The 23,657-nt window shown below is 72.8% G+C and carries 20 protein-coding genes and 1 pseudogene; 13 read left to right on the forward strand and 8 right to left on the reverse strand.

All coding sequences use genetic code 11. The annotated features are described in order from the left end of the window. Nucleotides 1-31: 31 nt before the first annotated feature. Nucleotides 32-1,495 (forward strand): sensor histidine kinase, encoded by a 1,464-nt coding sequence (locus QUE44_RS13430; protein WP_286215190.1) that lies wholly within the window; start codon nt 32-34, stop codon nt 1,493-1,495. A 78-nt stretch (nt 1,496-1,573) separates the two neighbouring features. Here QUE44_RS13430 and QUE44_RS13435 read toward each other — a convergent pair whose 3' ends face one another. Next, nucleotides 1,574-1,828, reverse strand: a complete 255-nt coding sequence (locus tag QUE44_RS13435) for a WhiB family transcriptional regulator (RefSeq protein WP_286215191.1) — start codon at nt 1,826-1,828, stop codon at nt 1,574-1,576. A 155-nt stretch (nt 1,829-1,983) separates the two neighbouring features. On the opposite strand from QUE44_RS13435, the gene QUE44_RS13440 reads away from it, so the two are divergent. Further along, entirely contained in the window at nt 1,984-2,376 is a 393-nt protein-coding gene (locus QUE44_RS13440; protein ID WP_286215192.1) for a hypothetical protein, read from the forward strand. A 25-nt stretch (nt 2,377-2,401) separates the two neighbouring features. On the opposite strand, the gene QUE44_RS13445 is transcribed toward QUE44_RS13440, so the two are convergent. Beyond that, a complete protein-coding gene (locus QUE44_RS13445) occupies nt 2,402-5,335 on the reverse strand; it encodes an FtsK/SpoIIIE domain-containing protein (protein WP_286215193.1) in 2,934 nt (977 codons plus the stop codon). Between the two features lie 72 nt (nt 5,336-5,407). After that, nucleotides 5,408-7,468 carry a glycosyltransferase family 39 protein gene (locus QUE44_RS13450; protein WP_286215194.1) on the reverse strand — a complete coding sequence of 687 codons (2,061 nt, stop codon included), beginning with the start codon at nt 7,466-7,468 and terminating at the stop codon, nt 5,408-5,410. Nucleotides 7,469-7,615: 147 nt separating this feature from the next. Between QUE44_RS13450 and QUE44_RS13455 the strand changes: the two genes are divergently transcribed. Next, complete coding sequence (locus tag QUE44_RS13455; RefSeq protein WP_286215195.1) at nt 7,616-8,293, forward strand: response regulator transcription factor; 678 nt, start codon at nt 7,616-7,618, stop codon at nt 8,291-8,293. Nucleotides 8,294-8,301: 8 nt separating this feature from the next. Next, a complete protein-coding gene (locus tag QUE44_RS13460) occupies nt 8,302-9,612 on the forward strand; it encodes an ATP-binding protein (protein WP_286215196.1) in 1,311 nt (436 codons plus the stop codon). Between the two features lie 4 nt (nt 9,613-9,616). On the opposite strand, the gene QUE44_RS13465 is transcribed toward QUE44_RS13460, so the two are convergent. Continuing rightward, a complete protein-coding gene (locus tag QUE44_RS13465; protein WP_286215199.1) occupies nt 9,617-10,159 on the reverse strand; it encodes a GtrA family protein in 543 nt (180 codons plus the stop codon). On the opposite strand from QUE44_RS13465, the gene QUE44_RS13470 reads away from it, so the two are divergent. Together QUE44_RS13470 and purE are read left to right on the forward strand one after the other, a co-directional pair. Next, complete coding sequence (locus QUE44_RS13470) at nt 10,158-11,300, forward strand: 5-(carboxyamino)imidazole ribonucleotide synthase (protein ID WP_286215200.1); 1,143 nt, start codon at nt 10,158-10,160, stop codon at nt 11,298-11,300. The two genes, QUE44_RS13465 and QUE44_RS13470, sit on opposite strands and share 2 nt — an antisense overlap. Then, nucleotides 11,297-11,800, forward strand: a complete 504-nt coding sequence (gene purE / locus QUE44_RS13475) for a 5-(carboxyamino)imidazole ribonucleotide mutase (RefSeq protein WP_286215201.1) — start codon at nt 11,297-11,299, stop codon at nt 11,798-11,800. The genes QUE44_RS13470 and purE overlap by 4 nt, the downstream gene beginning before the upstream one ends. Before the next feature lie 82 nt (nt 11,801-11,882). On the opposite strand, the gene QUE44_RS13480 is transcribed toward purE, so the two are convergent. Then, nucleotides 11,883-13,133, reverse strand: coding sequence for an LCP family protein (locus QUE44_RS13480; RefSeq protein WP_491375250.1), 1,251 nt, complete (start codon nt 13,131-13,133; stop codon nt 11,883-11,885). Between the two features lie 84 nt (nt 13,134-13,217). Further along, the gene (locus QUE44_RS13485; RefSeq protein ID WP_286215203.1) at nt 13,218-14,429 is read right to left on the reverse strand and encodes an LCP family protein; all 1,212 of its coding nucleotides are present in this window, start codon (nt 14,427-14,429) and stop codon (nt 13,218-13,220) included. 285 nt (nt 14,430-14,714) lie between these two features. On the opposite strand from QUE44_RS13485, the gene QUE44_RS13490 reads away from it, so the two are divergent. Genes QUE44_RS13490 through QUE44_RS13505 form a run of 4 tightly spaced genes read left to right on the forward strand, consistent with a single transcriptional unit; the run spans nt 14,715 to nt 19,461 of the window. After that, on the forward strand, nt 14,715-14,978 hold the full coding sequence (locus QUE44_RS13490) for a WhiB family transcriptional regulator (protein WP_425558031.1): 264 nt from the start codon (nt 14,715-14,717) through the stop codon (nt 14,976-14,978). Nucleotides 14,979-15,002: 24 nt separating this feature from the next. Next, complete coding sequence (locus tag QUE44_RS13495) at nt 15,003-18,131, forward strand: glycosyltransferase family 2 protein (protein WP_286215205.1); 3,129 nt, start codon at nt 15,003-15,005, stop codon at nt 18,129-18,131. Continuing rightward, on the forward strand, nt 18,128-19,048 hold the full coding sequence (locus QUE44_RS13500) for a DUF5719 family protein (protein WP_286215207.1): 921 nt from the start codon (nt 18,128-18,130) through the stop codon (nt 19,046-19,048). The genes QUE44_RS13495 and QUE44_RS13500 overlap by 4 nt, the downstream gene beginning before the upstream one ends. Then, entirely contained in the window at nt 19,030-19,461 is a 432-nt protein-coding gene (locus tag QUE44_RS13505) for a hypothetical protein (protein ID WP_286215209.1), read from the forward strand. The genes QUE44_RS13500 and QUE44_RS13505 overlap by 19 nt, the downstream gene beginning before the upstream one ends. A 16-nt stretch (nt 19,462-19,477) precedes the next feature. Here the strand turns inward: QUE44_RS13505 and QUE44_RS13510 are convergent, their stop codons facing one another. Then, the gene (locus QUE44_RS13510; protein WP_286215211.1) at nt 19,478-19,876 is read right to left on the reverse strand and encodes a metallopeptidase family protein; all 399 of its coding nucleotides are present in this window, start codon (nt 19,874-19,876) and stop codon (nt 19,478-19,480) included. Between the two features lie 84 nt (nt 19,877-19,960). Here QUE44_RS13510 and QUE44_RS13515 point away from each other — a divergent pair, with 84 nt between their 5' ends. The 3 genes and pseudogenes from QUE44_RS13515 (at nt 19,961) to QUE44_RS13525 (ending at nt 22,809) form a co-directional block, all read left to right on the forward strand. Continuing rightward, nucleotides 19,961-20,317: a DUF3499 domain-containing protein gene (locus tag QUE44_RS13515; RefSeq protein ID WP_425558028.1), complete on the forward strand. Its 357-nt coding sequence runs from the start codon at nt 19,961-19,963 to the stop codon at nt 20,315-20,317. Between the two features lie 75 nt (nt 20,318-20,392). Then, nucleotides 20,393-21,818: pseudogene (locus QUE44_RS13520) on the forward strand (phosphomannomutase/phosphoglucomutase). Nucleotide 21,819: 1 nt separating this feature from the next. After that, nucleotides 21,820-22,809: a cation diffusion facilitator family transporter gene (locus QUE44_RS13525; RefSeq protein WP_286215213.1), complete on the forward strand. Its 990-nt coding sequence runs from the start codon at nt 21,820-21,822 to the stop codon at nt 22,807-22,809. Nucleotides 22,810-22,860: 51 nt separating this feature from the next. Here QUE44_RS13525 and QUE44_RS13530 read toward each other — a convergent pair whose 3' ends face one another. After that, entirely contained in the window at nt 22,861-23,646 is a 786-nt protein-coding gene (locus QUE44_RS13530; RefSeq protein ID WP_286215214.1) for an RDD family protein, read from the reverse strand. Nucleotides 23,647-23,657 lie beyond the last annotated feature (11 nt).

Raw genomic sequence — 23,657 nt, forward strand, 5'->3', positions numbered from 1 at the left:
CGCGAGGCGGCGACCGCCCTACGCTAGTGGCGTGGCAACCCTGCGCGAGACGATCGAAGAACTAGGCCCCATCACGGATGCGGAGGCCGACTGGCTCGCATTGCTGGTGTCCGACTGGCAGATCATCGCGGATCTGTCGTTCGCCGATCTCGTGCTGTGGCGCGCGGTCGACGAGGGATTTGTCGCCGTCGCCCAGTGCCGGCCGTCCACGGGTCCCACGGTGCATTTGGACGATGTCGTGGGCACCTTGGCGCCGGGCGGCAGGGTGGCTCACCTGCGCAGGGCCCTCGAGGAGGGCGGGATTGTCGCGTCGCGTGAGCCGCGATGGGACGAGACCTACGCGGTGCGCGAGGACGCGCTGCCGGTGGTCATGAACGGGCGCGCGATCGCGGTGATCACGCGAGAGGTGTCGCAGGCGGTGTCGCGCTCGTCGAGCCGCCTCGAGCTCAACTACAAGGGCGCGGCGGACGATCTGCTGCGGATGGTGACGCGCGGTGAGTTCCCGCTGCACACGTCCATCACGGGTCCGCGCCGCGGCGCGCCGCGCGTCGGGGACGGCGTGCTGCGCCTCGACGCGGTGGGCCACGTCACCTACGCGTCGCCCAACGCGCTGTCGTGCTTCCACCGCCTGGGCGTGCACGGCTCGCTCATGAACAAGTCCCTTCCTCGCGTCACGAGCGAGCTCCTCGAGGACCAGGGCGTGGTCGACGAGACGCTGGCGATGGTGGTCGCGGGTCGCGCCGCGTGGCGCACGGACCTCGAGGCCAACGGCGCGTGCCTGTCGCTGCGCGCGATTCCGGTGACCGAGCACGGCAGCAGGGTGGGCGCGGTGCTGTTGTGCCGGGACGTCTCCGACCTGCGTCGGCGAGAGCGCGAGCTCATCACCAAGGATGCGACGATCCGCGAGATCCATCACCGCGTCAAGAACAACCTCCAGACCGTCGCGGCCCTGCTGAGGCTGCAGTCCCGTCGCGTCGAGGCGCCGGAGGCCAAGGAGGCGCTCGCGGAGGCCATGAGGCGCGTTGCCACGATCGCGCTCGTGCACGAGACCCTGTCGGGCACGCTCGATGAGCTCGTCAACTTCGACGAGTTGGTGTCGCGGTCGATCCGGATGGCGGCCGACGTCGCCTCGCCCGACACGCAGGTGAGGATCCTCAACACGGGCGAGTTCGGGCTGATCCCCGCGCAGTACGCATCGTCCCTCGCGCTCGTCATCACGGAGCTGGTGACGAACGCGGTCGAGCATGGCTTCGAGGGCCGTGCGCGCGGCACGATCACGGTCACGGCGCAGCGGGACGGACATGCGCTGCACGTGCAGATCGCCGATGACGGCGTGGGGATCGAGGGGGACCCCACCGGCCTCGGGTCGCAGATCGTGCGCACGCTCGTGCAGAACGAACTCTCGGGGTCGATCGAGTGGCGCAAGATCGAGGACGGCTCGGTGGTCGACCTGCGCGTGCGTGTCGAGGAGCGAGCCTCCGACCCGCGCCTGTAGCGGACGGAGAAAGGCGTCAGCCCCGCACCGGCGAACCGGGCGGGGCTGACGCGACGGGTGTGGTGGCCCGAGGCCTGCTTACTTGGCGGCGCGGCGTGCGCGCGCGGCGCGACGCTTGAGAGAACGACGCTCGTCCTCCGAGAGGCCGCCCCAGACGCCCGAGTCCTGGTTGTGCTCCATCGACCACTGCAGACAGGTGTCGCGCACCTCGCACCGCTGGCACACCGACTTCGCCTTCTCGATCTGCACGAGGGCGGGTCCGGTGTTGCCGACCGGGAAGAACAGCTCGGGGTCGTCGACTTCGAGGCACGCTGCGCGGTTGCGCCAATCCATGGGGTCTCCTTGGGGGTAGCATGGCGCGACGAGGCCCAAAGGGTGGTGGGATTCGTCGCGCCATCACGTTCGACTTCCTTAAGATTCGCATAAGTAACGAACATGTTTCAAGAGGTGTTTCCTGTGGGTTCTCTCACAACGTGCCGAGGCCACGGATGACGGAGCCCCACCACGGCCCCACGTCCCGGTCTCGCGGGTGGTCGCGAGCGGCCGCCTCGGGGCTCGGTTTCGAGGCGGGATTGCTCGGTGTCGCGGCCGTCGCCTACGCGATCTACGCCTTCTCGTCGCCCGAGCCGGAGTTCACCGCGGGCCTCGCCGCGTTTGCCGGGATCGTCGCGATGACGCTTGTGCCCGTGGCTCGTGGCCTCGCGCGCGGCGCGCGGTGGGCGGTGTCCGCCGCCGTGACGTGGCAGGTGCTGCTCACCTTCGCGGGGGTGACCGTTGCGGGGACGCAGCCGCTCATCGGTTCCGTCGCCGCGATCCTCGGTATCGCCGTCGGCGTCGCCGTGGTCGTCGCGGGCCGCGACGCGCTGCGTCCCGCGGGCTGAGCGCGGCTCACGAGGGCCCCGCCCGCTATTCAGGCGAGCGCAGCTGAGCGGCCTCGAGGATCCCGCCCCGGCGCACCACGACCCTCCCGCGCGGCGGCGCGGCGTCGACGAGCCCGGGAAAGGCACGCAGCCCCAGCGTCGCCAGGTGCGCGGGACTGGGTTCGACCACGATCTCGACACGGCCGGTCGAGTCCCCGTGCTCGAGGCGAGTGACGGCGTGGCAGGAGACTCCCGCCGCGGAGAGCACCGCGATCGCCTCCGCGCGCGCCGGTCCGGCGGGGCCCACGACGGCCACGGGGGTATCGGTCACCACGAGCGGCCGCGCCGCGTCTCCCACGACCCCCACCGCATCGGGTGCGAGATCGGGCGGGCACACGAGCGGGACGACCAGGCGTCGGCCATGCCCATCCTGCCCCCTTTCTCGGCGGGTGACGAGGCACTCTCCCGTGCCGTCGACGCCGATCGCGACCCCTCGCCCCGGCTCGCGCGCGAGCCGCGTGAGCGACGGTGGCACTCCCCACAGGGTCTGTTCGATCGGGTCCAGGCCCGAGAGGACGATCCTGAGGCCCGCGCGGCCTGACCACCGCGCGCCCCAGCCCGGACCGCACGCGACGGCGACGGGAACGCGCCGCGCGACGTCCTCGAGGGCCTGCTCCGCGCCGCGCAGGATCGGGTCGAGGCCGGCCACCGTGCGCTCGACGTCGTCGACGATCAATGCCACGCCGTGGCGGACCGCGAGGTCGAGCGTCCTGGCCGCCTCGCGAGGGTCCTCCGGCAGCGCGACGCATTGCGGCGTGGTGGACGCGATGGCGCCGAGGATCGACGATCGCCCCGAGCCGCGCGGCCCGACGACGACGCACGGCCCCGCGGTCGTGTCCCAGCGCAGGGGCATGCGCGTCCTGGCCTCGGGGAGGTCGACCCAGCCGAGCGCGCCCGCGCGCGGCTCGGCATCGCTGGTCAGCGGTGGAAGCCAGAGAGGCTCGACGGCAGGGGCGCCCTCCCAGCGTGCGGCGGCAGCAGTCGCCAGGCTGACGCCCGCCGGGCCGGGCTCGCTCACGATGCGCACGGCGCCGCGCGGCCGCGCGACGGGGAGCGCCGCCTGCATCGTCTCCCTGCCCGCCGCCGTCGCGACGATCGCGCGCCCCGGCGCGCCCACCGGCAAGTCCGCCGCGGACCTGTCGCCGATGAGGTCCTGCGATTCGCCGGCGGTGGCCGTCCGGAGGGCGATCACGGTCGACACGTTTGCGCGGATCTCCGGGGTCACCGCGCCCGCAGGTCGTTGTGTCGCGAGGATCAGGTGCATGCCCAGGGATCGGCCCTGCGCCGCGAGCCGCGCGAGCTCGGGGACAAAGCCAGGGTCGATCGCTCCCAGCTCCTGGAACTCGTCGACCACGACCACCAGGCGCGCGGGGGCGCGGTCCGCCTCGCGCCCGCGCGCCTCCCACTGTGCCCACGAAGTGAGCCCGCGCTCCGCGAGCGCGCCCTTGCGTGAACGCAGCTCGTGCGCGATGCCCAGCAGGGCGCGTCGGGCGTGAGTCGGGGCAAGGTCCGTGAGGAGCCCGCGCGCATGCGGTAGGTCGCGCAGCGCCGCGAGCCCCGCTCCGCCCTTGAGGTCGATGAGTCCGACTCCCAGGTCCTGGGGCCCGTGCGCATGCGCGAGAGCGGCCACCAGCGTCTCGAGGAGGATCGACTTGCCCGACCCGGTGGTCCCCGCCACGAGTACGTGGGGGCCATCGCGGTCCAGGTCGAGCGTGACGGTTCCTGTGCCGGACGTCCCGAGGGCGGCGAGCAGCCGCCGCGGGCCCTCGCCGGGAGCGCGGGTCGGTGCTGCGGCGCGTAGGTCCGCCCAGCGCACGGAGGCGGGAAGGTCGGGCTCGCGCGACGATGCGAGGCGGCGCCCCGCCGCATCGGCCGCGGTCGCGCTCACCAGCGCGGGCCGCCACGGGCCCGCACGGCCATGGATCTCGACCGTCGCGCGGTCGACGTCGAGCACCGTCGCGGCATCGCTCGGCGCGGCGGACGAGCGGTCGAGCAGCACGATCGCGCCAGGGGCGAGCGCGCGTTCGAGCCAGCGCATCCACGGCTCCTCGAGCTTGCCAGGGAGGGCTCCGCGCGCGAGGGCGACGGCCCGTGCGGCCGCGCGGGCCGCCTCCGCCTCGCCCCGGATCGCGATCGGTAGGGGCAGTCCGGCGAGGTCGACCAGTCCGTCGTTCGGAGGACCCTCGCGTGCCGCCCGGTTGCGCCGGCCCGCCACGAGCGCCGCGACGCCCATCGCCGCCGGCATCGCGAGTGCCACGGCGGCCAGTTGCCAGCGGCCGGTTGAGGCGGCGAGCGCGAGTCCGCCCGCGGTGCCGCCGACGCCCCCGAGCCACGCCAGGCCCGGCCGGGACGGGGGAGCGGATCGCGTGGGCGCGTCCGAGTACTCCGCCTTCCCCGCCGGTTCGGCGGCGGCGCGACCCGTCGCGCGCCAGCGCAGCACCGAGCCGCCGGCCAGGAGGACGTCACCGTCGCGCAGGGCGCGCGGCCACCTCCCCACGCGGCGGGGGCGTCCCCGGCGCACCAGCGTCGTGCCGTTCGTCGACCCGAGGTCGCGCGCCCTGCCGGCCCCGTCCACCGCAAAGTGACGCGCGCTCATCGCGGGGTCGTCGAAGGCGAAGCCCACCCCGGTGCCGTCGCGACCGACCACGAGCGTGTCGCGGCCCACCGCGACCAGCCCGCCGGCGTCCGGCCCCGCGACGACCTCGAGGTGTGGCCCGAGCGGCTGCTGCGACGGCAGACCGGGTGAGGTCGTCAGCAGCGCGGCATGCACGAGCGGGGAGCGTCCCGCCGCGTGGCCCGCGTCGAGCCGCGTGCCACCGCACCACACGGCGGCGGGAGCGCGCACCGCGTCGAGAATCTTGGCGAGGGCCGTGCCGGGGTCCACGTCGACGTCTCCGACCCCCTCCACCGTGACGCGCATGCTCCGATGTCATCGCACGCGGCGGCCGTGACGCGAGGGACGAGCCGATGATGGGGGACGGCGGGTGTCACATCAGGGGCTGGTGACATCGGCGGCGGGCGCGACGGGATCGAGCACGCCATCGCTGCCGACGATCCCGGCGTACCACGTGTAGTCGCGATCGAAGTAGGTGCGCGGGATCGCCTGCAGCGTGTAGCTCGCCTGGCGCACGCGCGACTCGACGACCGCCTCGGGATCCGTCGACCAGTCGAACCACTCGGGATTGCGCGTGAGCACCACGGGCGCGGTGTCCCATGACTGCGCGAGGGTCGCGAGCTCGTCCGGTTCGAGCTCGGCGAGCGCGAGCACCGTGGGCTCGTCGCACATCACCCTCAGCGATCCGAAGTGAGACGAGGTCCCCGCGAGCACGATGGGGCGGTCGGGCGCCACCTCGCACAGCGAGGTGATCTGGTCGTACGCACCGCTCATCTCCCTCACGAACACGGGTGTCGCGCCCGACACGGGAAGGTCGTCCCCGAGGTCCACCGACAGCCACGTCGTGAGCGGCAGGACCACGAAGGCCCCTGCCGCGATGCGCCTCGCACGCAGGCGCGCCTCGGCGGTCGCGAGCCGGCCGGCGAGCCACCATGCGGCGACGGCGGCCGCGATCGCGAAGCCGGGAAGAGTGACCGCCTCGAAGCGACGGAAGGCCCACAGTTGGTCGGGGACCACCTCGGGGTTCCAGAAGTACAGGAGCGACGTGGGCAACACGGCACCCAGGAGAAGCGCCCACGCGGGACGTCCGCGCAGCATCCACACGGTGGCGAGGCCGAGGCCCAGGATGCCGAGGATCACGATCGGCCAGGTGAGGTAGTAGCTCACCCATGCGACCGTGTGCTCCGCGTAGGTGCGCGTGGGATCGACCTCGAGTCCCTGGGCGCGCTGGAAGGACTCCACCACCGAGCTGGTGAACTGGTCGACCGGGTCGTCCGTGCTGCGGTGCGACACCCACCACAGGGGCCGCGACGCGAGCACGGCGAGGAGGCCCGACACCGCGACACCCGCCGCGACCGCGCCCCGCCGTCCCAGCATCGTCCTCACGCCCGTCGCGAGGCGCTCGCCACCCGCGAGCCACGTCAGCACCCACACCGCGAGCACCGCGGCCGCCACGGCGTAGCCCAGGGTCAGCGTGCGGGCCTGGTCCCCCAGGCGCTCCGCATAGCCCTCGCTCCATCGCCACAGCGCGGCGTAGCCCGCGAGCAGGATCGCCGCCTGCACCCCGATCACGAGGAGCCCGAGCCCCGCACGGCGCGCGCGCGGCAGGTCCGACAGCGCGAGCGCAAGCACGGCGGCGCCGAGTAGCCCGATCGCGAAGGCGGCGCCGTCGATGCGGATGAACGATGTCGCGCCGCCGGCGGCCGCTCCCAGGACGAGCGGTCCGGCTCGTCCCTCCTCCACGCCTCGCCAGAGCCACAGCGCGGCCGACAGCGCGAGCACGAGGGTGAGAGGCTCGGTGTACGCGGAGCGGGACAGGCCGATATGCGCGACGGACAGCGCGACGGCCGCGGCGGGGGCGAGCGACGCGAGCGGGCCCAGCATGCGGCGTGCGAGCGCGTACACCACCAGGATCCCGACGGCCCCGATCAGCAGGTTGAAGACCAGCACTCCACGGTCGCCCGCGATCCACCCGCCCACCGCGATGACGGCGGACAGCAGGCGCGCGCCCTGCGGCTGAATCGCGTCGCCGCGCAGGTTCCAGGCCTGGGACGCGTCCGCGAGCACGGTCGGGTCGACCTCGGCCGCCTCGATCGCCCCCAGGCTCGGGATGTCGGCGTGGGGGTGGTCGACCAACCACAGCCCGGTCAGCGTGAGGAAGCCCGGATCCCGCACGACGATGAGGTACTCGGCCGCGAGCACGGCGTTGACCACCGCCCACACGCCGGCCCCCGCGAGCGCCACGATCGCGCCGGCCCTGTCCGCCGCCGCGACGCGCGTGGGGCGCGGGACGATGCGCCAGGCGAGCGCCGCGATGACCGCGGCGGTCGGCAGCACGGTCCAGGGCGAGAACAGGCCGACGCTGACCCACCCGCCGGCGGACAGCGACAGCGCCACGAGCACGAGGACGATCCGCTCGGGTGCGGTGACGAGGGCCACCGCGCCTCGCGAGGGGTGCCCTGGCCGGGAGGGCGTGGACGCCAGGGAGGAGGCATGTCTCGTCACGGCCACCCAGCGTATCCGCGCTGGGGCACGCGCGTCCCTGTGGGTCATTGCAATGTCGCGGGGCGCGGGTAGGGTGTCGTCATGACGCGAATTGTTTTGGTCGAAGATGACCCGACCATTTCAGAACCCTTGACCCGTGCTTTGGGCCGGGAGGGGTACGACGTCGAGTGGCATGGGACGGGCATGGGTGGCGTCGAAGGATCAGACGACGCGGACCTTGTCATCCTTGACCTCGGTCTTCCCGACATCGACGGCGTCGATGTCGCGCGGCGCATCCGCGAGAAGGGCCTGCAGGTGCCCATCCTCATGCTCACTGCGCGCGCCGACGAGGTCGACCTGGTCGTGGGCCTGGATGCAGGCGCGGACGACTACGTCACCAAGCCGTTCCGGCTCGCCGAGCTGCTCGCGCGCGTGCGCGCGCTGCTGCGCCGTCGCACCGGCTCGGAGTCCGGCGCCGACCTCGAGGCGGCGGGGGTGCGCATCGATGTCGCGGGTCACCGCGCGTACCTCGACGGCGTCGAGCTGCAGCTGAGCAGCAAGGAGTTCGACCTGCTGCACGTGCTCGTCGCGAGCGCGGGCTCCGTGGTCTCGCGCGACACGCTCATGCGCGAGGTGTGGTCGGCGGATCCCGGTGCGCCGTCCAAGACCCTCGATATGCACGTGTCGTGGCTGCGCCGCAAGCTCGGCGACGACGCCGCTCACCCGCACTTCATCACGACGGTGCGCGGGATGGGCTTCCGCTTCGAGACGGGCACCTAAGGGGAGCCGTGCGCCGCCGCGTCCTCGCCGCGACCTTCTCCGCTCTGGCCGTGGCGGTGGTCATGCTCGGCATTCCCCTCGCCGTCGCCGCGGCCCAGATCATCCGTGACGACGCCCTGCGCGACCTCGACCTGCGCGCGAGCACCGCCGCCCGCTCTCTCGAGGTGCGCTACCTCTCGGGCGAGCCGATCACGGCCAGCAACGTCGACTCGTTCGTGAGCGAGCGCCCCGGCGCCCCCGAGTACATCTACGTGCGCCTGCCCGACGGCACGGTGCTGACCGCGGGCGAGGAGCCCTCGCCCGCCTACTCGGAGAGCCACGCGACCGACTCGGGGATCGTGGTGCTGGCCTACCTGTCGACGTGGGACGTGTACTGGCAGATCGCGCGCGTCGTGGGCCTGGTGCTCGCGAGCGGCTCGGTCGCGATTGTCGCGGGCGCCGCGATGGCGATCTGGCAGGCCAATCGACTCTCCGCCCCGCTCGTGTACCTCGCCGCCTCCGCCGAGCAGATCGGGTCGGGTCAGGTGCGCCCGCGCCTCGAGAGCACGGGCATCGAGGAGATCGACCTGGTGGCCGAGGAGCTTGCCAGGTCGTCGGACCGCATGGCAGCGCGGCTCGCCACCGAACGCCAGTTCGCGGCCGATGCCTCGCATCAGCTCAGGACGCCGCTCACCGCGCTGTCGATGCGGCTCGAGGAGATCTCCGCGCTCACGCAGCAGGACGAGGTTCGCGAGGAGGCGGACCGCTCTCTCGAGCAGGTCGAACGCCTGGTGGGGGTCGTGGACGAGCTCCTGGGCCGGTCGCGACGCGCGCTCGGCTCCGGTACGGAACTCGTGCAGCTCGACGAGGTCTTCGCGCAGCAGCGCGCCGAGTGGGCCGCCGCGTTCACGGGGGCGGGCAGGCGACTCGTGATCGCGCCCACACACGCGACCGTGTTCGCGACCCCGGGCGGCCTGGCCCAGGCGCTCGCGACGCTCATTGAGAACTCGCTCAAGCACGGCGGCGGCACCACGCGCGTCACCGCGCGCGAGTCGGGACAGAACCATGCGGTCGTGATCGAGGTCACGGACGAGGGCGAGGGCGTCCCCGAGTCGATCGCGCCGCGCATCTTCGAGCGCGAGGTGACCTCGGGCCGCGGCACGGGGCTCGGTCTCGCGCTCGCGCGCGACCTCGTGACCGCCGATGGCGGCAGGCTCGAGCTCGCTCAGCGCGTGCCCGCCACGTTCGCGGTCTTCCTGCAGGGGGTCCCGCGCATGGTCGAGCTCGAGGAGATCGTCCCCCACGCACAGCAGTCCGAGCGCCGCCGCCGCAGGCGGTGACCCGCTATCGGGGCGAGGTGCGGGGGTCCGCCGCCCCGGCATCGTCCCCCAGTACCGCGGGGGCGGGCGCCTCGAAGACGAACAGGCTGTAGCCGACGTAGCGCGCGATCGTGCCGAGCGCGATGCCCACGAGCGAGGCGACGTTGTCCGCGAGCAGGCTCGTGAGTCCCCAGCCGTGGTGGCTCAGCGCGACCGTGCCCGCCTCGATGATCAGGGCGGCGCCGTTGACGAGGCCGAAGAGCACGAGTTCGCGGGCCGGGCGGTGGCGGCCGCGCCCGCGGTACGTCCACTCGCGGTGGGCCACCCACGCGAACAGGATCGACGCGGCGGTCGCGATGACCTTGGCCGTCACCACGCGGTCGTCGTCGCCCGCGACGGTCGCGTCCGGGGCGAGCGGGCCCAGCCGCAACAGGTTGAACACACCCAGGTTGACGACGATCCCGGCCACGCCGACGATGCCGAAGCGTGTGAGTTCACCGACCCGCGCGCGCACCCATCCGACCACCGTCACGAGTGACGAGCCTAGCCCCCGGTAGTTTGGTGCCATGACCCCGATCGTCGCCGTCATCGGCGGAGGCCAACTCGCGCGCATGATGGCCGCTCCCGCCACCGCACTCGGCATCACCCTCCGCGTCCTCGTCGAGTCCAGCGAGGCCGCCGCGGCGTTGCCCGCTCACGAGACCGTGGTGGGCCTTCCCACGGACCCCGACGCGGTGGCCCGCCTGTTGGCCCACCCCCGCCCCGCCGCCCTCACGTGGGAGCACGAGCACATCCCGGCCGAGGTCTTCGACGCCGCGGCCGCCGCCGGCGTGCCCGCGCGGCCGGGTCTCCACGCACTGCTGTACGCGCAGGACAAGATTGAGATGCGGGCCCGCATGGATGCGCTCGCGCTTCCCAACCCCGCATGGGCGCATGTCGAGACCGAGGACGAGGTCGAGGCCTTCCTCGCCGTCCACGGCGGCGCGGGCGTGCTCAAGACCGCGCGCGGTGGCTACGACGGCAAGGGAGTGAGGGTGATCGGCTCACCCGGCGAGGCCACCGACTGGCTCCGCGCGGCGGCCGACGGCGGCCCGCGCGTGCTCATCGAGGAGAAGGTGCCGTTCGATCGCGAGCTCGCGGTCCTCGTGGCGCGCCGGCCCTCGGGCGAGCTGCGGGCGTGGCCCACGGTCGAGTCGATCCAGCGCGCCGGGGTGTGCTCCGAGGTCATCGCTCCCGCCCCCGACCTGCACGGGGCCGTCGCGGACGAGGCCGCCAGGATCGCGTCCGAGATCGCCCACGGCCTCGACGTGACCGGGGTGCTGGCCGTCGAGATGTTCGTCGCCGGCGACCGCATCCTCATCAACGAGCTCGCGATGCGGCCCCACAACTCGGGTCACTGGACCATCGACGGGTCCCGCACGAGCCAGTTCGAGCAGCACCTGCGTGCCGTGCTCGACCTGCCGCTCGGAGACACCACCCCCACGGCGCCGTGGACCGTCATGGCGAACGTGCTGGGCGGGGCGCGCATCGCGCTCGCGAGCGCTCTCGCGGAGGTCGACGATGCCGGGGCGAAGATCCAGTTGTACGGCAAGGGGGTGCGGGCCGGGCGCAAGGTCGGCCACGTGAACGTGTCCGCTGGCACCCGCGAGGAGGCCTACGCGAGGGCCGTCGCGGCCGCCGCTATCGTGAGGGACGGAGGTGGCGCATGAGCGCGATTCGAGTGGGGTTGGTCATGGGGTCGGACTCCGATTGGCCCACGATGCAGGCGGCGGGCGAGGCGCTCGCCGAGTTCGGCATCGGATACGAGAAGGACGTGGTGTCCGCGCACCGCATGCCCGAGCAGATGATCGCGTACGGCCGTGAGGCCGAGTCGCGCGGGCTCGCGGTGATCATCGCCGGCGCGGGCGGCGCCGCCCACCTTCCCGGCATGCTGGCGTCCGTGACGACGCTGCCGGTGATCGGCGTGCCCGTGCCCCTGAAGCACCTCGACGGTATGGACTCGCTGCTGTCGATCGTCCAGATGCCGGCGGGCGTGCCCGTCGCCACTGTGTCGATCGGGGGAGCGCGCAACGCCGGGTTGCTGGCGGCGCGCATCCTGGGTGCGGGAGAGGGCGACGAGGCCGCGCGGATCCGCGCGCGCATGGAGGCCTTCCAGGACGAGCTCCGCGAGGTCGCCTACGCGAAGGGCGAGGCGCTCCGCCGGGCTTGACGCGGGAAGCCTGACACAGGAGGTCTGGCACGCGAAGCCGGCCGCGGCATCGTCCCGATGACCGGCCTCCGCGCGCCGCGTGCTACGGCAGCACGCAGCTGTCGAGAATCTCGTCCTCGGTCTCGCGCTCGGGGCTGGGCGACACCGAGGGCGTCGCGGAACCCGAGGCGGTGGGGGTCGGTGCGGCCGAGGACGACGGGTCGGGCGAGGCGCTGGGGTCCGTGGTGGGCTCGAGCAGCGCGGGGTTGATGGTCTCGTCGGCCTTGAGCGATGCCCACATCTCGGCGGCATCGGGCTCGGTCCACAGCACGTCGCCGCTCGAGTCGCCCGCATACTCCCACGGCACCGTCGTCATGTAGAGGTTCGCGGTGTCGAAGTTGCGCAGGCTCCACGCGAGTCCCAGCAGGTAGTGGGAGTCGCCGAATTCGGGGTCCATCGTGAGCGACTCCGCAAGGGCCGTGATGAACTCGGTGCCCTTGGTGGCGTCCGTGAGCAGGTTGAGGCCCAGCGCCTTGCGCGCCATGTTGGTGAGCAACTCCTGCTGGCGCTCGATGCGCATGAGGTCGGTGCCGTCGCCCAGTCCCTCGCCGGTGCGGGCGCGGGCCCACGCGAGCGCCGTGGTGCCGTCGAGCACCTGCGCGCCCGCCTCGAGGTCGAGGTTCGCCTTCGAGGAGCTGACGTCGTTCGGGATACACATGGGCACGCCGTCGAGCGCGTCGACCATGTTGACGAAGCCGGAGAAGTCGACCACGGCATAGTGGTCGATGAGGATGCCCGTGAGGTCGTACAGCGTCGTCGCGACGCATGCCGCGGCCTCCGCGACGTTGCCGTTCTGGCCGCCGTTGGCGAACGCGATGTTGAACTTGCCCGTCCACCCCCGCACGGTCGAGCCGTCGAGCATCTGGCAGTCGGAGATCGCGACGCGCGAGTCGCGCGGGATCGACACCATCTCGACGCGCGAGCGGTCGGCCGAGACGTGCATGACGATCGTGGTGTCGTTGCGCATGCCGTCGACCGAGTCGTGGCTGAGGTCCGAGTTCTCGCCCAGGCGCGTGTCGGACCCCATGAGCAGGATGTTGAGCGCCTTGCCCGCCGAGGCATCCTCGGGGTCGCCTCCGGCTCGGGGGTGTGCGACGGCAGCAGGCCGCTGATGTCCTGCGTCGTGAAGCTGTTGTCGATCCGGTTGAGGCTGGTCTCGACGAACACGAGCCCGAAGCCGGCGGCCGCCGCGAGGACGCCCAGCACCGCGCCGACCGCACGACGCGACGGGATGCGGGTGGCGTGGCGCAGGCGGCGACGGCTGCGAGGGTCGGTGACCTCGACGGTCATACATGCTCCTGGGCTCGGCGTGCGCGCGCACGCGTGTCGGTACTGGCGACCCAACGCACGCGGGGCGTCGCGCGTTCCCTCCGTCGCGTCAGCGGCACGCGTCGAGCAGGGACTCCGGTCCGGCGGGGGACGGGGTGACGGCGGGCTCTGCTGTCGCGGAGGCGGTCGGCTCGGAGGGCTGCTCGTCCTTCTTGCCGTCGTCCCACGTCGAACTCGAGTCACCCTCAACCGTGACGGAGATGGGTCGGTCGTTGCGGATATCGTCCCACATCTGTTCCGCGTCGGGCAGAATCTCGACGTTGAGCCGGTCCTCGGTGTACGCCCACGGCACGGTCTCGAAGCGCACCGCGCCGAGGTCGAGGTTGCGCAGGCTGTAGGCGAGGCCCAGGAGATAGGACGTGTCGGCGAGGCCCGGGTCCATGGTCAGCGACTCCGCCGCGGCGCGCAGGAAGTGGGTGAGTTCGCCCACGTCGGTGAGCAGATTCTTCGACAGCGCCGTCGCCGCCACCTGCTCGAGGAGCTGCTGCTGTCGCGTGATGCGTTGGAGATCGGAGCCCGAGACCCCGCCCTGCTCCGCTGTGCGCAGCCGAGCGTACGCGAGGGCGGTCTTGCCGTCGAGCGTCTGGGGCCCGGCCGCAAGGTCGAGGTGTGCCTTCTCGGAGACCAGCCGCTCGGGGATACACATCGGCACGCCGCCGAGCGCGTTGACCATGCCAACGAAGCCCGTGAAGTCGACTACCGCGTAGTGGTCGATGTAGACGCCCGACAGTTGCTCGACGGTCTTGATCGAGCACGCCGCCGCCTCCGCGGCGTTGCCGCGCAGTCCTCCATTCGCGAAGGCGGTGTTGAAGTCGCCGTAGCCGCCAGGGACGGTGTCGCCGTCGAGGTACGCACACTCGGGGATGTCGACCTGCGCATCGCGCGGGATGGACACTGCCTCGACGCGCGTGCGGTCGGCGGAGATGTGGACGAGCAGCGTCGTGTCGTTGCGCATGCCCTCGACGACGCCGCCGCCGTCGATGTTGCCGTTCGCGCCGTCGCGCGCGTCCGAGCCCATGAGCAGCAGGTTGACGGCCTCGCCAGCGTCCGAGTCGACGGGCCGGTCGGGCCGCTCGCCCACGAGCGACTCGAACTCCTGCGAGTTCGCGCTGAGGGCGCCGCCCACCTGATCGACCACGGTATTGCCGTACACGAGCGTGAATCCCAGCACCGCGACGATCACGAGCGTCGCAATCCAGATCACGCGCTGCATGAGCCCCGGCCGCGCGTGGCGAGCCTGCGGCACGCTCGTGTCCGTCATCCATCCCCCAGGGCTTGTCGTAGCCGCATTCTAGGGCGGGGACGATGCGCCGGCGGTGAGGCGCGGGCCGCGTCGGGCGGCCCGTGGGCCGCCCCGTGGCGCCGACACGCCCGGTCGCGCGTGTCGGCACTTGCGTGGGATACGCCACACTCGACTTGACGCGTGGTGATTACACGGCTGTAATTCCTTGTGACGGGTTTCATCTCGTCGCGATCGGAGGTGGGGACCGTGTGGAATATCTACGACGGCTCAGTGCCCTCGGACGCAGGCAAGCCGGCATCGACACTGGCGTCGGTGGTGGACATCTTCGGCGGTACCGATGATGACGGACCGCTGGGGTGGCAAGAGCGCGCGCTGTGCGCTCAGACCGACCCGGAGGCGTTCTTCCCTGAAAAGGGTGGCTCAACGCGCGAGGCCAAGAAGGTGTGCGGGTCGTGTGACGTGCGCTCAGAGTGCCTCGACTACGCGCTGGAGAACGACGAGCGATTCGGTATCTGGGGCGGGCTGTCGGAGCGCGAGCGCCGCAAACTCAAGCGGCGCGCGGTCTAGCCGGAAAGCCTGCGTGGGAGCACGATGAGCCTTGCGCGCCTGCTGGTGCGCGCGATCGTGGTCTCCGACACGCGTTCCGAGCGCCTTCCCGACGTCCTCGCGGCTGTCGCGGCTCAGACGCAGCGGCCCGATCTTTTGCACGTCGTGCTGCCCGCTGACGCCGAGCGACCGCGCACCCCCGAGGGACTCGAGATCGACTGGGTCGTGGGAGGACGCACGTACGCCGAGGGCGTCGACGCCGTGTTGGCGGCGCATCCGAGTCACCCCCACGAGTACGTGTGGCTGCTTCACGATGACTCCGCACCCCTGCCCGACGCGCTCGCGCGTCTGGCCGCGACGGCCAAGAAGCGCACCGCGGCCGCGGTGGTCGCGCCGGCGCAGGTGAGGTGGGACGACGTCAGCCGCCTGGTCGGCCTGGGCGTCACGACGACCGTGATCGGTGCCCGGCGCATCGACCTGGTGGACGAGGACGACATCAACCAGGGCCAGTACGACGAGCGCGACGACGTCCTGGCGGCATCGCTCGCCGCGGCGCTCGTGCGTCGCGACGCTTGGGAGCGGCTGGGCGGGCTTGAGCCCGCGTATCGCGGCTTTGGCGACAGCCTCCACTTCTGCCGGCTCGCGTGGCGCTCGGGCTACGACGTCGTGATCGTCCCCGCGGCGAAGGTGCGGCACGCTCAGGAGTCCCTCACGGGCGAACGCGGCGGCGCGCTGCGTGGTCGTGCGCGCGCATACGGCGCGGGTCGGACGGGCGAGTGGATCCACGCGCTGTCGTGGTCGCCGGCGATTGCCGTTCCCTTCCTTGTCGTGTGGAGCTTCCTCTCCGCCGCGCTGCGCGCCGTGCTTCGCGTCGCGCAGAACGAGTCGCGGATGGTCGGCGCGGACCTCGCGGTGCCGTGGCGGGTGCTGACCCGCCTCCCTCGGCTACCCGGCATCCGTGCGCGCATCCGTCGGACGGTGACCAGGCCGCGCGCGGTCGTGCGCCCCTTCCTCGTCGGTGCCCGCGCCGTCGCCTCGCACGTGCGCTCGCGAGAGATGCGTGCCTACGACAGGTGGCGGGCGCAGTCCGCGCCGTCAGACATGGTCCGCGCCGAGCTGGCCGAGGCGGCGATCCGCCGCCGTACGGGACTCGCGGCGCTCGCTCTCGCCGCGATCGCGGCCTCGGTCGCGCTGCACGGCACGTGGCTCACCGCGCTGGGTTCGGGGCGCATGCTCGTGGGCGAGGCGCTGGGCGCCACGAATGTCTCCCTCGCGGCGCTGTGGGAGCGCACGTGGTCGGGATGGGATCCGAGCGGATTCGGATCACCCGCTCTCGACGGCGCCTTCAGTGCGATGCTGCTGCCCGCCGCCGTCCTACCGGGCGGCGTGCGGGTCTGGGTCGGCCTGGTGCTTGGCCTTGGCGTCGCGATCGCGGTCGTGTCCGCGTGGTGGGCGCTGGGAGCGGCGACGCGGTCGGTGTGGGCGCGTGCGCTTGGCGCGCTCGCCTATGGGCTGTGGCCGCTGCACCTCCAGGCCATCTCGGATGGTCGCCTCGGAGCGGTGATCGCGCACCTCATGCTCCCGTGGTTCGCCCTGGGACTCGCGCGCGCCGCGGGCTGGCATCGGGGTGAGGCGGTCGGCGGCGGCGAGGAGTTCCCCGCGCGCCGGCACGCGAGTCCGAGCGCCGCGATGGGGGCGGCATTCTCCGCGGCGGTCATCGTGACCGCCGCGCCGGCCCTGCTCGTGCCGCTCGTCGTGATCCTCGCGGCGGCGGGCGCCGTCGCGGGCCGTGCGCGCTGGCGCGTGTGGTCCGCCGCCGTGCCCGCGCTCGTGGTCTCTGCGCCGGCGCTGGTCGCCGCCTGGCACGCCGGCGTCGTGTCCCGCGACGCGTGGGCGATCCTCGCGCGCGAAAATGGACCCGCTCTCGCCGCGGAGAGCGTCGAGCCGTGGCGGCTCGTGCTCGGCCTGACGGGCGAGACCGCCCTGACTCCCGGCCTGCCCGACGCCGCCGCGACCCTCGCCGCGAGTGCGGTGGGAATCGGCATCGTCGCCGCGGCCGCGCTCGCCGCTCTCTCGGGTCGCGCCCCGTGGGCCGTCGCAGGTGGGTTGCTGACCGCGGCTCTCGGCGTGCTGGCGGCCGCCGCCTCGCAGGCGACCGTCGTCGTCGCGGCCGACGGGGCGGGTCAGGCGGCCGCCAACGGCTTCGCGGGACCGGGCACGTCTCTTGCCGCCGCCGGCCTCATCGCCGCCGCCGCCGCGGCATCGTCCCGACTCTGGGCCGGCAGCACCGGACCCCGTCGGACCGCGGTTCGCCTCGTGTCGTCGCTTGTGGTCACCGCGTTCGCCGCAACCCTGGTCTGCGTCGTCGTGGTCGAGGCGTGGCCGACCCGGCCCGAGCGAGGCGATGTCCACCCCTCCGACGCCACGGTGCTGCCGCTGGTCGCTGAGCTCGAACAGGAGCTGGCGACGCGCCAGCGCGCGCTCGTGCTGACCGATACCGAGGCAGGCGTCGACTACGCGGTGCTCGAGCGCGCGGGCACGGTGACCCTCACGGGGCGGGCGCAGCGCGACGCGGAAGGTGCCGCGCTCGCGGGCTCCGGCACGCCCGCCGTGACCCCCGAGACACTCGCGCCGGTAGTCGCGACGATGGCCGGGGCGGGCACGGGGGCCGAGGAGCGGCTCGTGACGTGGGGCATCGGAGTCGTGGTCGCGGCCCCCGAGTCCCCGATGATCGCGGGGGCGTTGGCCCAGATTCCCGGCCTTCACCTCATCGGTGCGAGCGAGTACGGCACGACCTTCCGCGTCGAGCCCGAGGAGGACACCGTGGTCGCGCGTGCGTGGATCGAGTCGTCCGGGGCGGAAACCGTCACGCTGGAATCCGACTCGCGATCGGGTTCCACCCGCGACGCTGGCGGCGCGGGCGGGACGCTCGTCATCGCCGCGGCCGCCGACCCCGGGTGGCGCGCCACCGGCGACGGCCGCGCGCTCGCCGCGGTCGAGGATGCCGAGGGGCGCGTGGCCTTCGACGTGCCCGCGGGCGTGGACACGGTCACCTATGCGTATGTCGACGAGGGCTATCGGTTCTGGTGGTGGGCCTCGGCGGTTGCCGTCGCCTGGGCGATGATCGGGATGGTGCCGCTCCATGACCGCCGCTACGTGGCGGTGCGACGATGATCCGGCGGGTGGTGGTGGCGGCAGCGGCCGTCGCGGCGATCGGAGCGGTCGTGGTGTCGGCGCGACTCGGCGGCGAGGAGCCGATGCCCGCCGCGCCCTTCTCCGGCGAGGTCACCCCGGCGGCGCAGCCCGTCGCGTGCCCCGGTCCCGTCGAGATTCCCGTGGGCGAGATCGAGGGAGGGGATCCGGCCCTCGGCTCGGGCTCCGATGACCGGACCTATGCCGGGGAGGGCGGGGCGGCCGGCACGGAGCCGCTCGGGGCGGGCTTCCTGGTGCGCGGCGACGCGGGCGCATCGGTCGAGCGGATCGGCGCGGGCGATGTCGCGGGCCTCGCCGCGGCCTCATGCGTGGCACCCACGCGCGACCAGTGGCTCGTCGGCGGGTCGACGACGCTTGGGTCGAGCGCCCGCCTGGTGCTGTCCAACCCGTCCGATGCCACGACGGAGGCCACCGTCACGTACTACGGGCCGCTCGGCAAGCTCGAGGAACGCACCGTGGCGACCCTCGCGGCCGGCGCCCAGCGCGAGATCCTGCTCGAGGGCGTGGTCCCCGAGGTCTCCGCCCTCGCGATGCGGATCGTGGCCACGGGTGCGGGGGTCGTCGCCCACCTCCAGGACTCTCGCCTCGACGGCTTCCAAGCGGCGGGCACGGATTGGGTGGGACGCGGCGCCGTGCCGTCCACCTCTCTGGTGGTGGCGGGTGTCGGCGGTGCAGAAGCCGAGTCCACGCTGCGCATCATGGCCCCCGAGGGCGCGACGGCGAGCCTCACGCTCACGGGCGAGGACGGAATCGTCGAGTGGGGTGGGGTGACGGCGCTCTCGCTCGAACCGGGAGTCGTGACCGAGGTCGAGATTCCCCAGGTCGAGGGGGCGCGATCGAGATCAGCGCCGATTCCCCCGTGGTCGCCGCGGCGATGATGCGCGAGCCGCGCGAGATCCAGGACGGCCCGGCCGGCTCCTTCGCGTACGACCTCGCGTGGACCGCCGCCCAGGACGTATCCGACCGACTCGCGCGCTCGGTCGTCGTCACCGATCACGTCACCGCGGTCACGGTGCACGCTCCCGCGACGGCGGACTTCGAGTTGACGGATGCCTCGGGCGCGGTGGTGGCCTCGGCCACCGTGACCGCGCGCACGAGCGCGACGATCCCGCTCGAGGTGGCTCCCGGCACGACGCTCACCGCGCAGGGCCGGTTCACGTGGGTGCTGGTCCTCGACGACGAGCCCGGCTTCCTGGCGCGCGTGGCGCCGCGCCGCACCGATGTCGAGCCGCTCGTGGTCGAGGTGGGCCAGCGCCCGTACGTGGGGCCCGTGGCGGTCCGCGAGGACTGAACGGGGCCTCCGCCCCCTAGGAGCCGTACTCGGGATCGACGTCCTCGGGCGGGTGGCCCACGAGGTGGGCGACGTGCTCGGTCACGACGTCGCGCACGAGCGCGGGCAGGTCGGCCGGCTCCGCGCGCTGTTCGATCGGGCGCCGGTACAGCACCACCCGCGAGGGTTGACCGAGGTCGGCGGGGAAGAGCCTGCCGAGCGGCACGCCCTCCTCCCATGGCGTGGGATCCGACGGCGGCACGTCCTCGGTCCCGAACTCGACGCGCCCCCACTGGTCTCCCCAGCGCGGCTCCAGCCGGTCGACCGCGTCGGCCACGAGGTCGTCGAACCTCTCGGCGCGCGTGCGATGGCCGGGCGCGCCGAAGGGGAGCAGTGGCCTGCGCAGGCCACGGCCGTGGCGATCGCGGCTGGACATAGGGCGAGGCTACCGCGAGCGCCGGGCCGTCCCGGCGTGGCTTGCGCCGCGACGGACGATGCGCGGGTAGCGTCACTGTTCGTGATGGCAACCCGGCAGTGCTCGCGCTCGTCGTGCTCGCGCCCGGCGGCTGCGACGCTCACGTATGTGTACGCGGACTCGACCGTGGTGGTGGGCCAGCTCTCCGCCACCGCCGAGCCGCACTGCTATGACCTGTGCGCTCACCACGCGGACCGCTTCACCGCGCCCCGCGGCTGGGATGTGGTGCACCTCCACAGCGACCTGGTCGACCCCGAGCCGTCGACCGACGACCTCGAGGCTCTGGCGCGCGCTGTCCGCGAGGCCGGTCGGCCCCGCCCCGCCGCCGCATTCACTCCTCCCGTGCCCCTCGCTTCCGAGCCGCGCCGCGGTCATCTCAGGGTCATCTCGAACGAGGCCTGATCGCCCTCCGGTGCCGCCGCATCGTCTCTCGGCCGCGCCGGCGCGCGAGGACGGCCGCACCGGTACCCTGGGTCCGTGACTGACGCACCCGACCTGTCCGGCCTCATCAAGTCCTACGACGTCCGCGGAATCGTGGGCGAGGATCTCACCGCGGAGGTCGCGACGGCGATCGGCGCGGCGTTCGCCGACGCCATTGTGCTGCCCGATGGAGAAACCACCGTGGCGATCGGTCACGACATGCGCGACAGCGGGCCGTGGCTTGCCGACGCGGTGGCGGAGGGCCTGACGTGTCGCGGAGTGAACGTCGTGAGGATCGGGCTGTGCTCGACCGACGGCCTCTATCACGCGTCGGGCGCGCTCGACCTGCCCGGCGTGATGATCACCGCGAGCCACAATCCCGCCGCCTACAACGGCATGAAGCTGTGCCGCTCGCGCGCCCGTGCGGTCGGGGAGAACTCGGGCCTCGCCGACGTGCGCGCGCTCGCCTCGCGCTATCTCGTTGAGCCGCCCGCCACCGCCCCGGTGCGCGGCGCCGAGTCCACCCGCGAGATGGTGGGCGAGTACGGCGCGTTCCTGCGCTCGCTCGTGCCTCTCGACGGCATCCGCCCGCTCACGGTCGTGGTCGACGCCGCGAATGCGATGGCCGGCTACACGGTGCCTGCGGTGCTGGGCACCGAGGCCGGGCTGGGGAGCTCCCCTCACGATCATCCCGTTGTACTTCGAACTCGACGGCACGTTCCCCAACCACGAGGCCAACCCGCTCGACACGGACAACCTGCGTGACCTCCAGGCCGCGGTGCGTGCCCACGGCGCGGACATCGGCCTCGCCTTTGACGGCGACGCGGACCGCTGCTTCGTGGTCGACGAGCGCGGCGAGGTGGTGACGCCGTCGACCATCACGTGCCTCGTGGGTCTGCGCGAGACGGCGCGCGAGCTCGCCGAGGGTCGCGAGCCCACCGTGATCCACAACCTCATCTCCTCGCGTGCGGTGCGCGAGCAGCTGTCCGCCGCCGGCGCGGTCCCCGTGCGCTCGCGCGTGGGCCACAGCTACATCAAGGCCGAGATGGCGCGCCTCAACGCGATCTTCGGCGGCGAGCACTCGGCGCACTTCTACTTCCGCGACTTCTTCTTCGCCGACTCGGGGATGCTCGCGGCGATGCACGTGCTCGCGGCGCTGGGCACTCAGGACCGCACGCTGTCGCAGATGCTCGAGACGTATCACCCCTACACCGCCTCCGGCGAGATCAACTCCCGCGTGGACTCCGTGCCCGATGCGCTCGCGCGGGTGCGTGCAGCGTTCGTGACCGAGGACGTCGAGGTCGACGAGTTCGACGGGCTCACGGTCGAGCACTGGCCCGCGCCGGGCGAGGGCGAGCGCTGGTGGTTCAACGTCCGCCCCTCCAACACCGAGCCCTTGCTGCGGCTCAACGCCGAGGCCGACGGCGAGGCGCTCATGGAGCGCGTGCGCGACGCGGTCCTCGCCGTCATCCGGGAGGCCTGAGGTGTCGACCGAGGGCGGCACCAAGGCTGTCGTCGCGGCGCTCACCGCGAATCTCGGAATCGGCATCACGAAGTTCGCGGCGTGGGGGCTCACGGGGGCGTCGTCGATGCTCGCCGAGGCGATCCACTCGGTCGCGGACTCGGGAAACCAGGTGCTCCTCCTCGTGGGCGGACGCCGCGCGCGCAAGGAGGCCACCGAGGAGCACCCGTTCGGGTACTCGCGCTACCGCTACTACTACGCATTCCTCGTCGCGATCGTGCTGTTCTCGCTCGGTGGTCTGTTTGCGCTGTACGAGGCGTGGCACAAGTTCAGCCATCCGGAGCCGATCGAGTCGTGGCACTGGGTCCCCTTGCTGGTGCTGGTGGTGGCGATCGGCCTCGAGACCATGTCCTTCCGCACCGCGATCGTCGAGTCCAACAAGGTGCGGGGCAAGGTCGGCTGGGGCCGCTTCATCCGCCGCTCGCGCTCTCCCGAGCTGCCCGTCATCCTGCTCGAGGACTTCGGCGCGCTCGTGGGGCTCGTGTTCGCGCTGTTCGGCGTGAGCATGACCCTCATCACGCACGACGGCCGCTGGGACGCGATCGGCACGCTCATGATCGGCCTCCTGCTGGTGGTGATCGCGGTGGTGCTCGGTCGCGAGACGCGCGGCATGCTCCTGGGGGAGTCCGCCGTCGAGGAGGACGTCGCCGCGATCCGCGCGGCTCTTGCCGAGGCGGGCTACCCCGACGTCATCCACCTGCGCACGATGCACCTGGGGCCCGACGACGTCCTGGTCACCGCGAAGGTGGCCGCCGAGGCGGATGCCACCCTCGACGCGCTGTCCGCACGCACCGACACCGCCGAGCGGCTCATCCGGGAGGCGGTCCCCGCCGCCCGCCTGATCTTCATCGAGACCGACGTGCGCCGGGCGAACGACCCCGCCCCCGCATCGTCTCCCACGACCCCTGCCCGTCCGACGTCTCCCAAGCCCAGTCCCCATTCGGGACAGTGACGACTCGGCGCGGAGGTTAGTCGGCGTCCGGGATGCCGAACGGCAGACGCCTCAGCGCCTCACCCTCGCTCGTCGAGCGCGCCATGCGGGCGCTCTCGATCCGCCACTCGCGGTCGCGTCGCTCGACCAGCACCGCGACCAGGAAGGCCTCGGGGTGGGTGCCCTGCGGCGGTGGGGGAGCGACGTGCGTCGCGACCTGCTGCGACAACAGCGTGCCGATGCGCACGCGCGACGGGGGTGAATGCTGTCGACGCGCGCGAGGAACATGCGCGCGGTCAGCGCGAGGCCGTCGGGGAGGCGGGTGATGTCGGCGGTGCGCGCCCACTCGCCCAGGCCCACCGGCATCGCGAGGGTGGGCAACGCTCGCTTGGCCCCGCGCGTGCGCATCGCGTACGTGCCTGCCACGTAGTCGCCGATCCTCTTGCCGCGCGAGCCCAGGGCGGACACCGTCACGGCGAGCATGCCCGCGGTGCCGTAGACCTCGAGCACCGCCAGGAGGGCACGCGCGGTCGCGTGGCGGGCGCTCACGGGACCGCCGTCGTCGCGCACCACGCGCAGGCCCATCGCCCAGCGCCCCAGCGATCGCCCGCGCGAGAGCGTCTCGACCAGGACGGGCACGACCACGAGCCCCACCACCGTCCACGCGATGACGATCGCGCGCTGCCACGCGTCGTTGACGGCGGGCAACAGGTTGTCGAGCGCCGCGAACCCGGCGACCAGGAGCATCAGGGTCGCGACCATGTCGATCGCACCCGAGACCATGCGTAGTGGGACAGGCGCCGCGCCGGAGTCGAGCACGACTCCCTCGCCGATGAGGATTGAGTCCTCGTCCGTCATGGGCTCCCCTG

The sequence above is a fragment of the Demequina sediminis genome (assembly GCF_030296675.1).
In the GTDB taxonomy this organism is placed as follows: Bacteria; Actinomycetota; Actinomycetes; order Actinomycetales; family Demequinaceae; genus Demequina; species Demequina sediminis.

What these genes read in the sequence shown, in the direction of transcription:
- QUE44_RS13440 (WP_286215192.1), top strand. Translation starts at nt 1,984, where the DNA reads ATGACGGAGCCCCACCACGGCCCCACGTCCCGGTCTCGCGGGTGGTCG.
- QUE44_RS13515 (WP_425558028.1), top strand. Translation starts at nt 19,961, where the DNA reads ATGGCAACCCGGCAGTGCTCGCGCTCGTCGTGCTCGCGCCCGGCGGCT.
- QUE44_RS13500 (WP_286215207.1), top strand. Translation starts at nt 18,128, where the DNA reads ATGATCCGGCGGGTGGTGGTGGCGGCAGCGGCCGTCGCGGCGATCGGA.
- QUE44_RS13495 (WP_286215205.1), top strand. Translation starts at nt 15,003, where the DNA reads ATGAGCCTTGCGCGCCTGCTGGTGCGCGCGATCGTGGTCTCCGACACG.
- QUE44_RS13530 (WP_286215214.1), bottom strand. Translation starts at nt 23,646, where the DNA reads ATGACGGACGAGGACTCAATCCTCATCGGCGAGGGAGTCGTGCTCGAC.
- purE (WP_286215201.1), top strand. Translation starts at nt 11,297, where the DNA reads ATGAGCGCGATTCGAGTGGGGTTGGTCATGGGGTCGGACTCCGATTGG.
- QUE44_RS13445 (WP_286215193.1), bottom strand. Translation starts at nt 5,335, where the DNA reads ATGCGCGTCACGGTGGAGGGGGTCGGAGACGTCGACGTGGACCCCGGC.
- QUE44_RS13455 (WP_286215195.1), top strand. Translation starts at nt 7,616, where the DNA reads ATGACGCGAATTGTTTTGGTCGAAGATGACCCGACCATTTCAGAACCC.
- QUE44_RS13510 (WP_286215211.1), bottom strand. Translation starts at nt 19,876, where the DNA reads ATGTCCAGCCGCGATCGCCACGGCCGTGGCCTGCGCAGGCCACTGCTC.
- QUE44_RS13485 (WP_286215203.1), bottom strand. Translation starts at nt 14,429, where the DNA reads ATGACGGACACGAGCGTGCCGCAGGCTCGCCACGCGCGGCCGGGGCTC.
- QUE44_RS13470 (WP_286215200.1), top strand. Translation starts at nt 10,158, where the DNA reads ATGACCCCGATCGTCGCCGTCATCGGCGGAGGCCAACTCGCGCGCATG.
- QUE44_RS13465 (WP_286215199.1), bottom strand. Translation starts at nt 10,159, where the DNA reads ATGGCACCAAACTACCGGGGGCTAGGCTCGTCACTCGTGACGGTGGTC.
- QUE44_RS13435 (WP_286215191.1), bottom strand. Translation starts at nt 1,828, where the DNA reads ATGGATTGGCGCAACCGCGCAGCGTGCCTCGAAGTCGACGACCCCGAG.
- QUE44_RS13480 (WP_491375250.1), bottom strand. Translation starts at nt 13,133, where the DNA reads ATGTATGACCGTCGAGGTCACCGACCCTCGCAGCCGTCGCCGCCTGCG.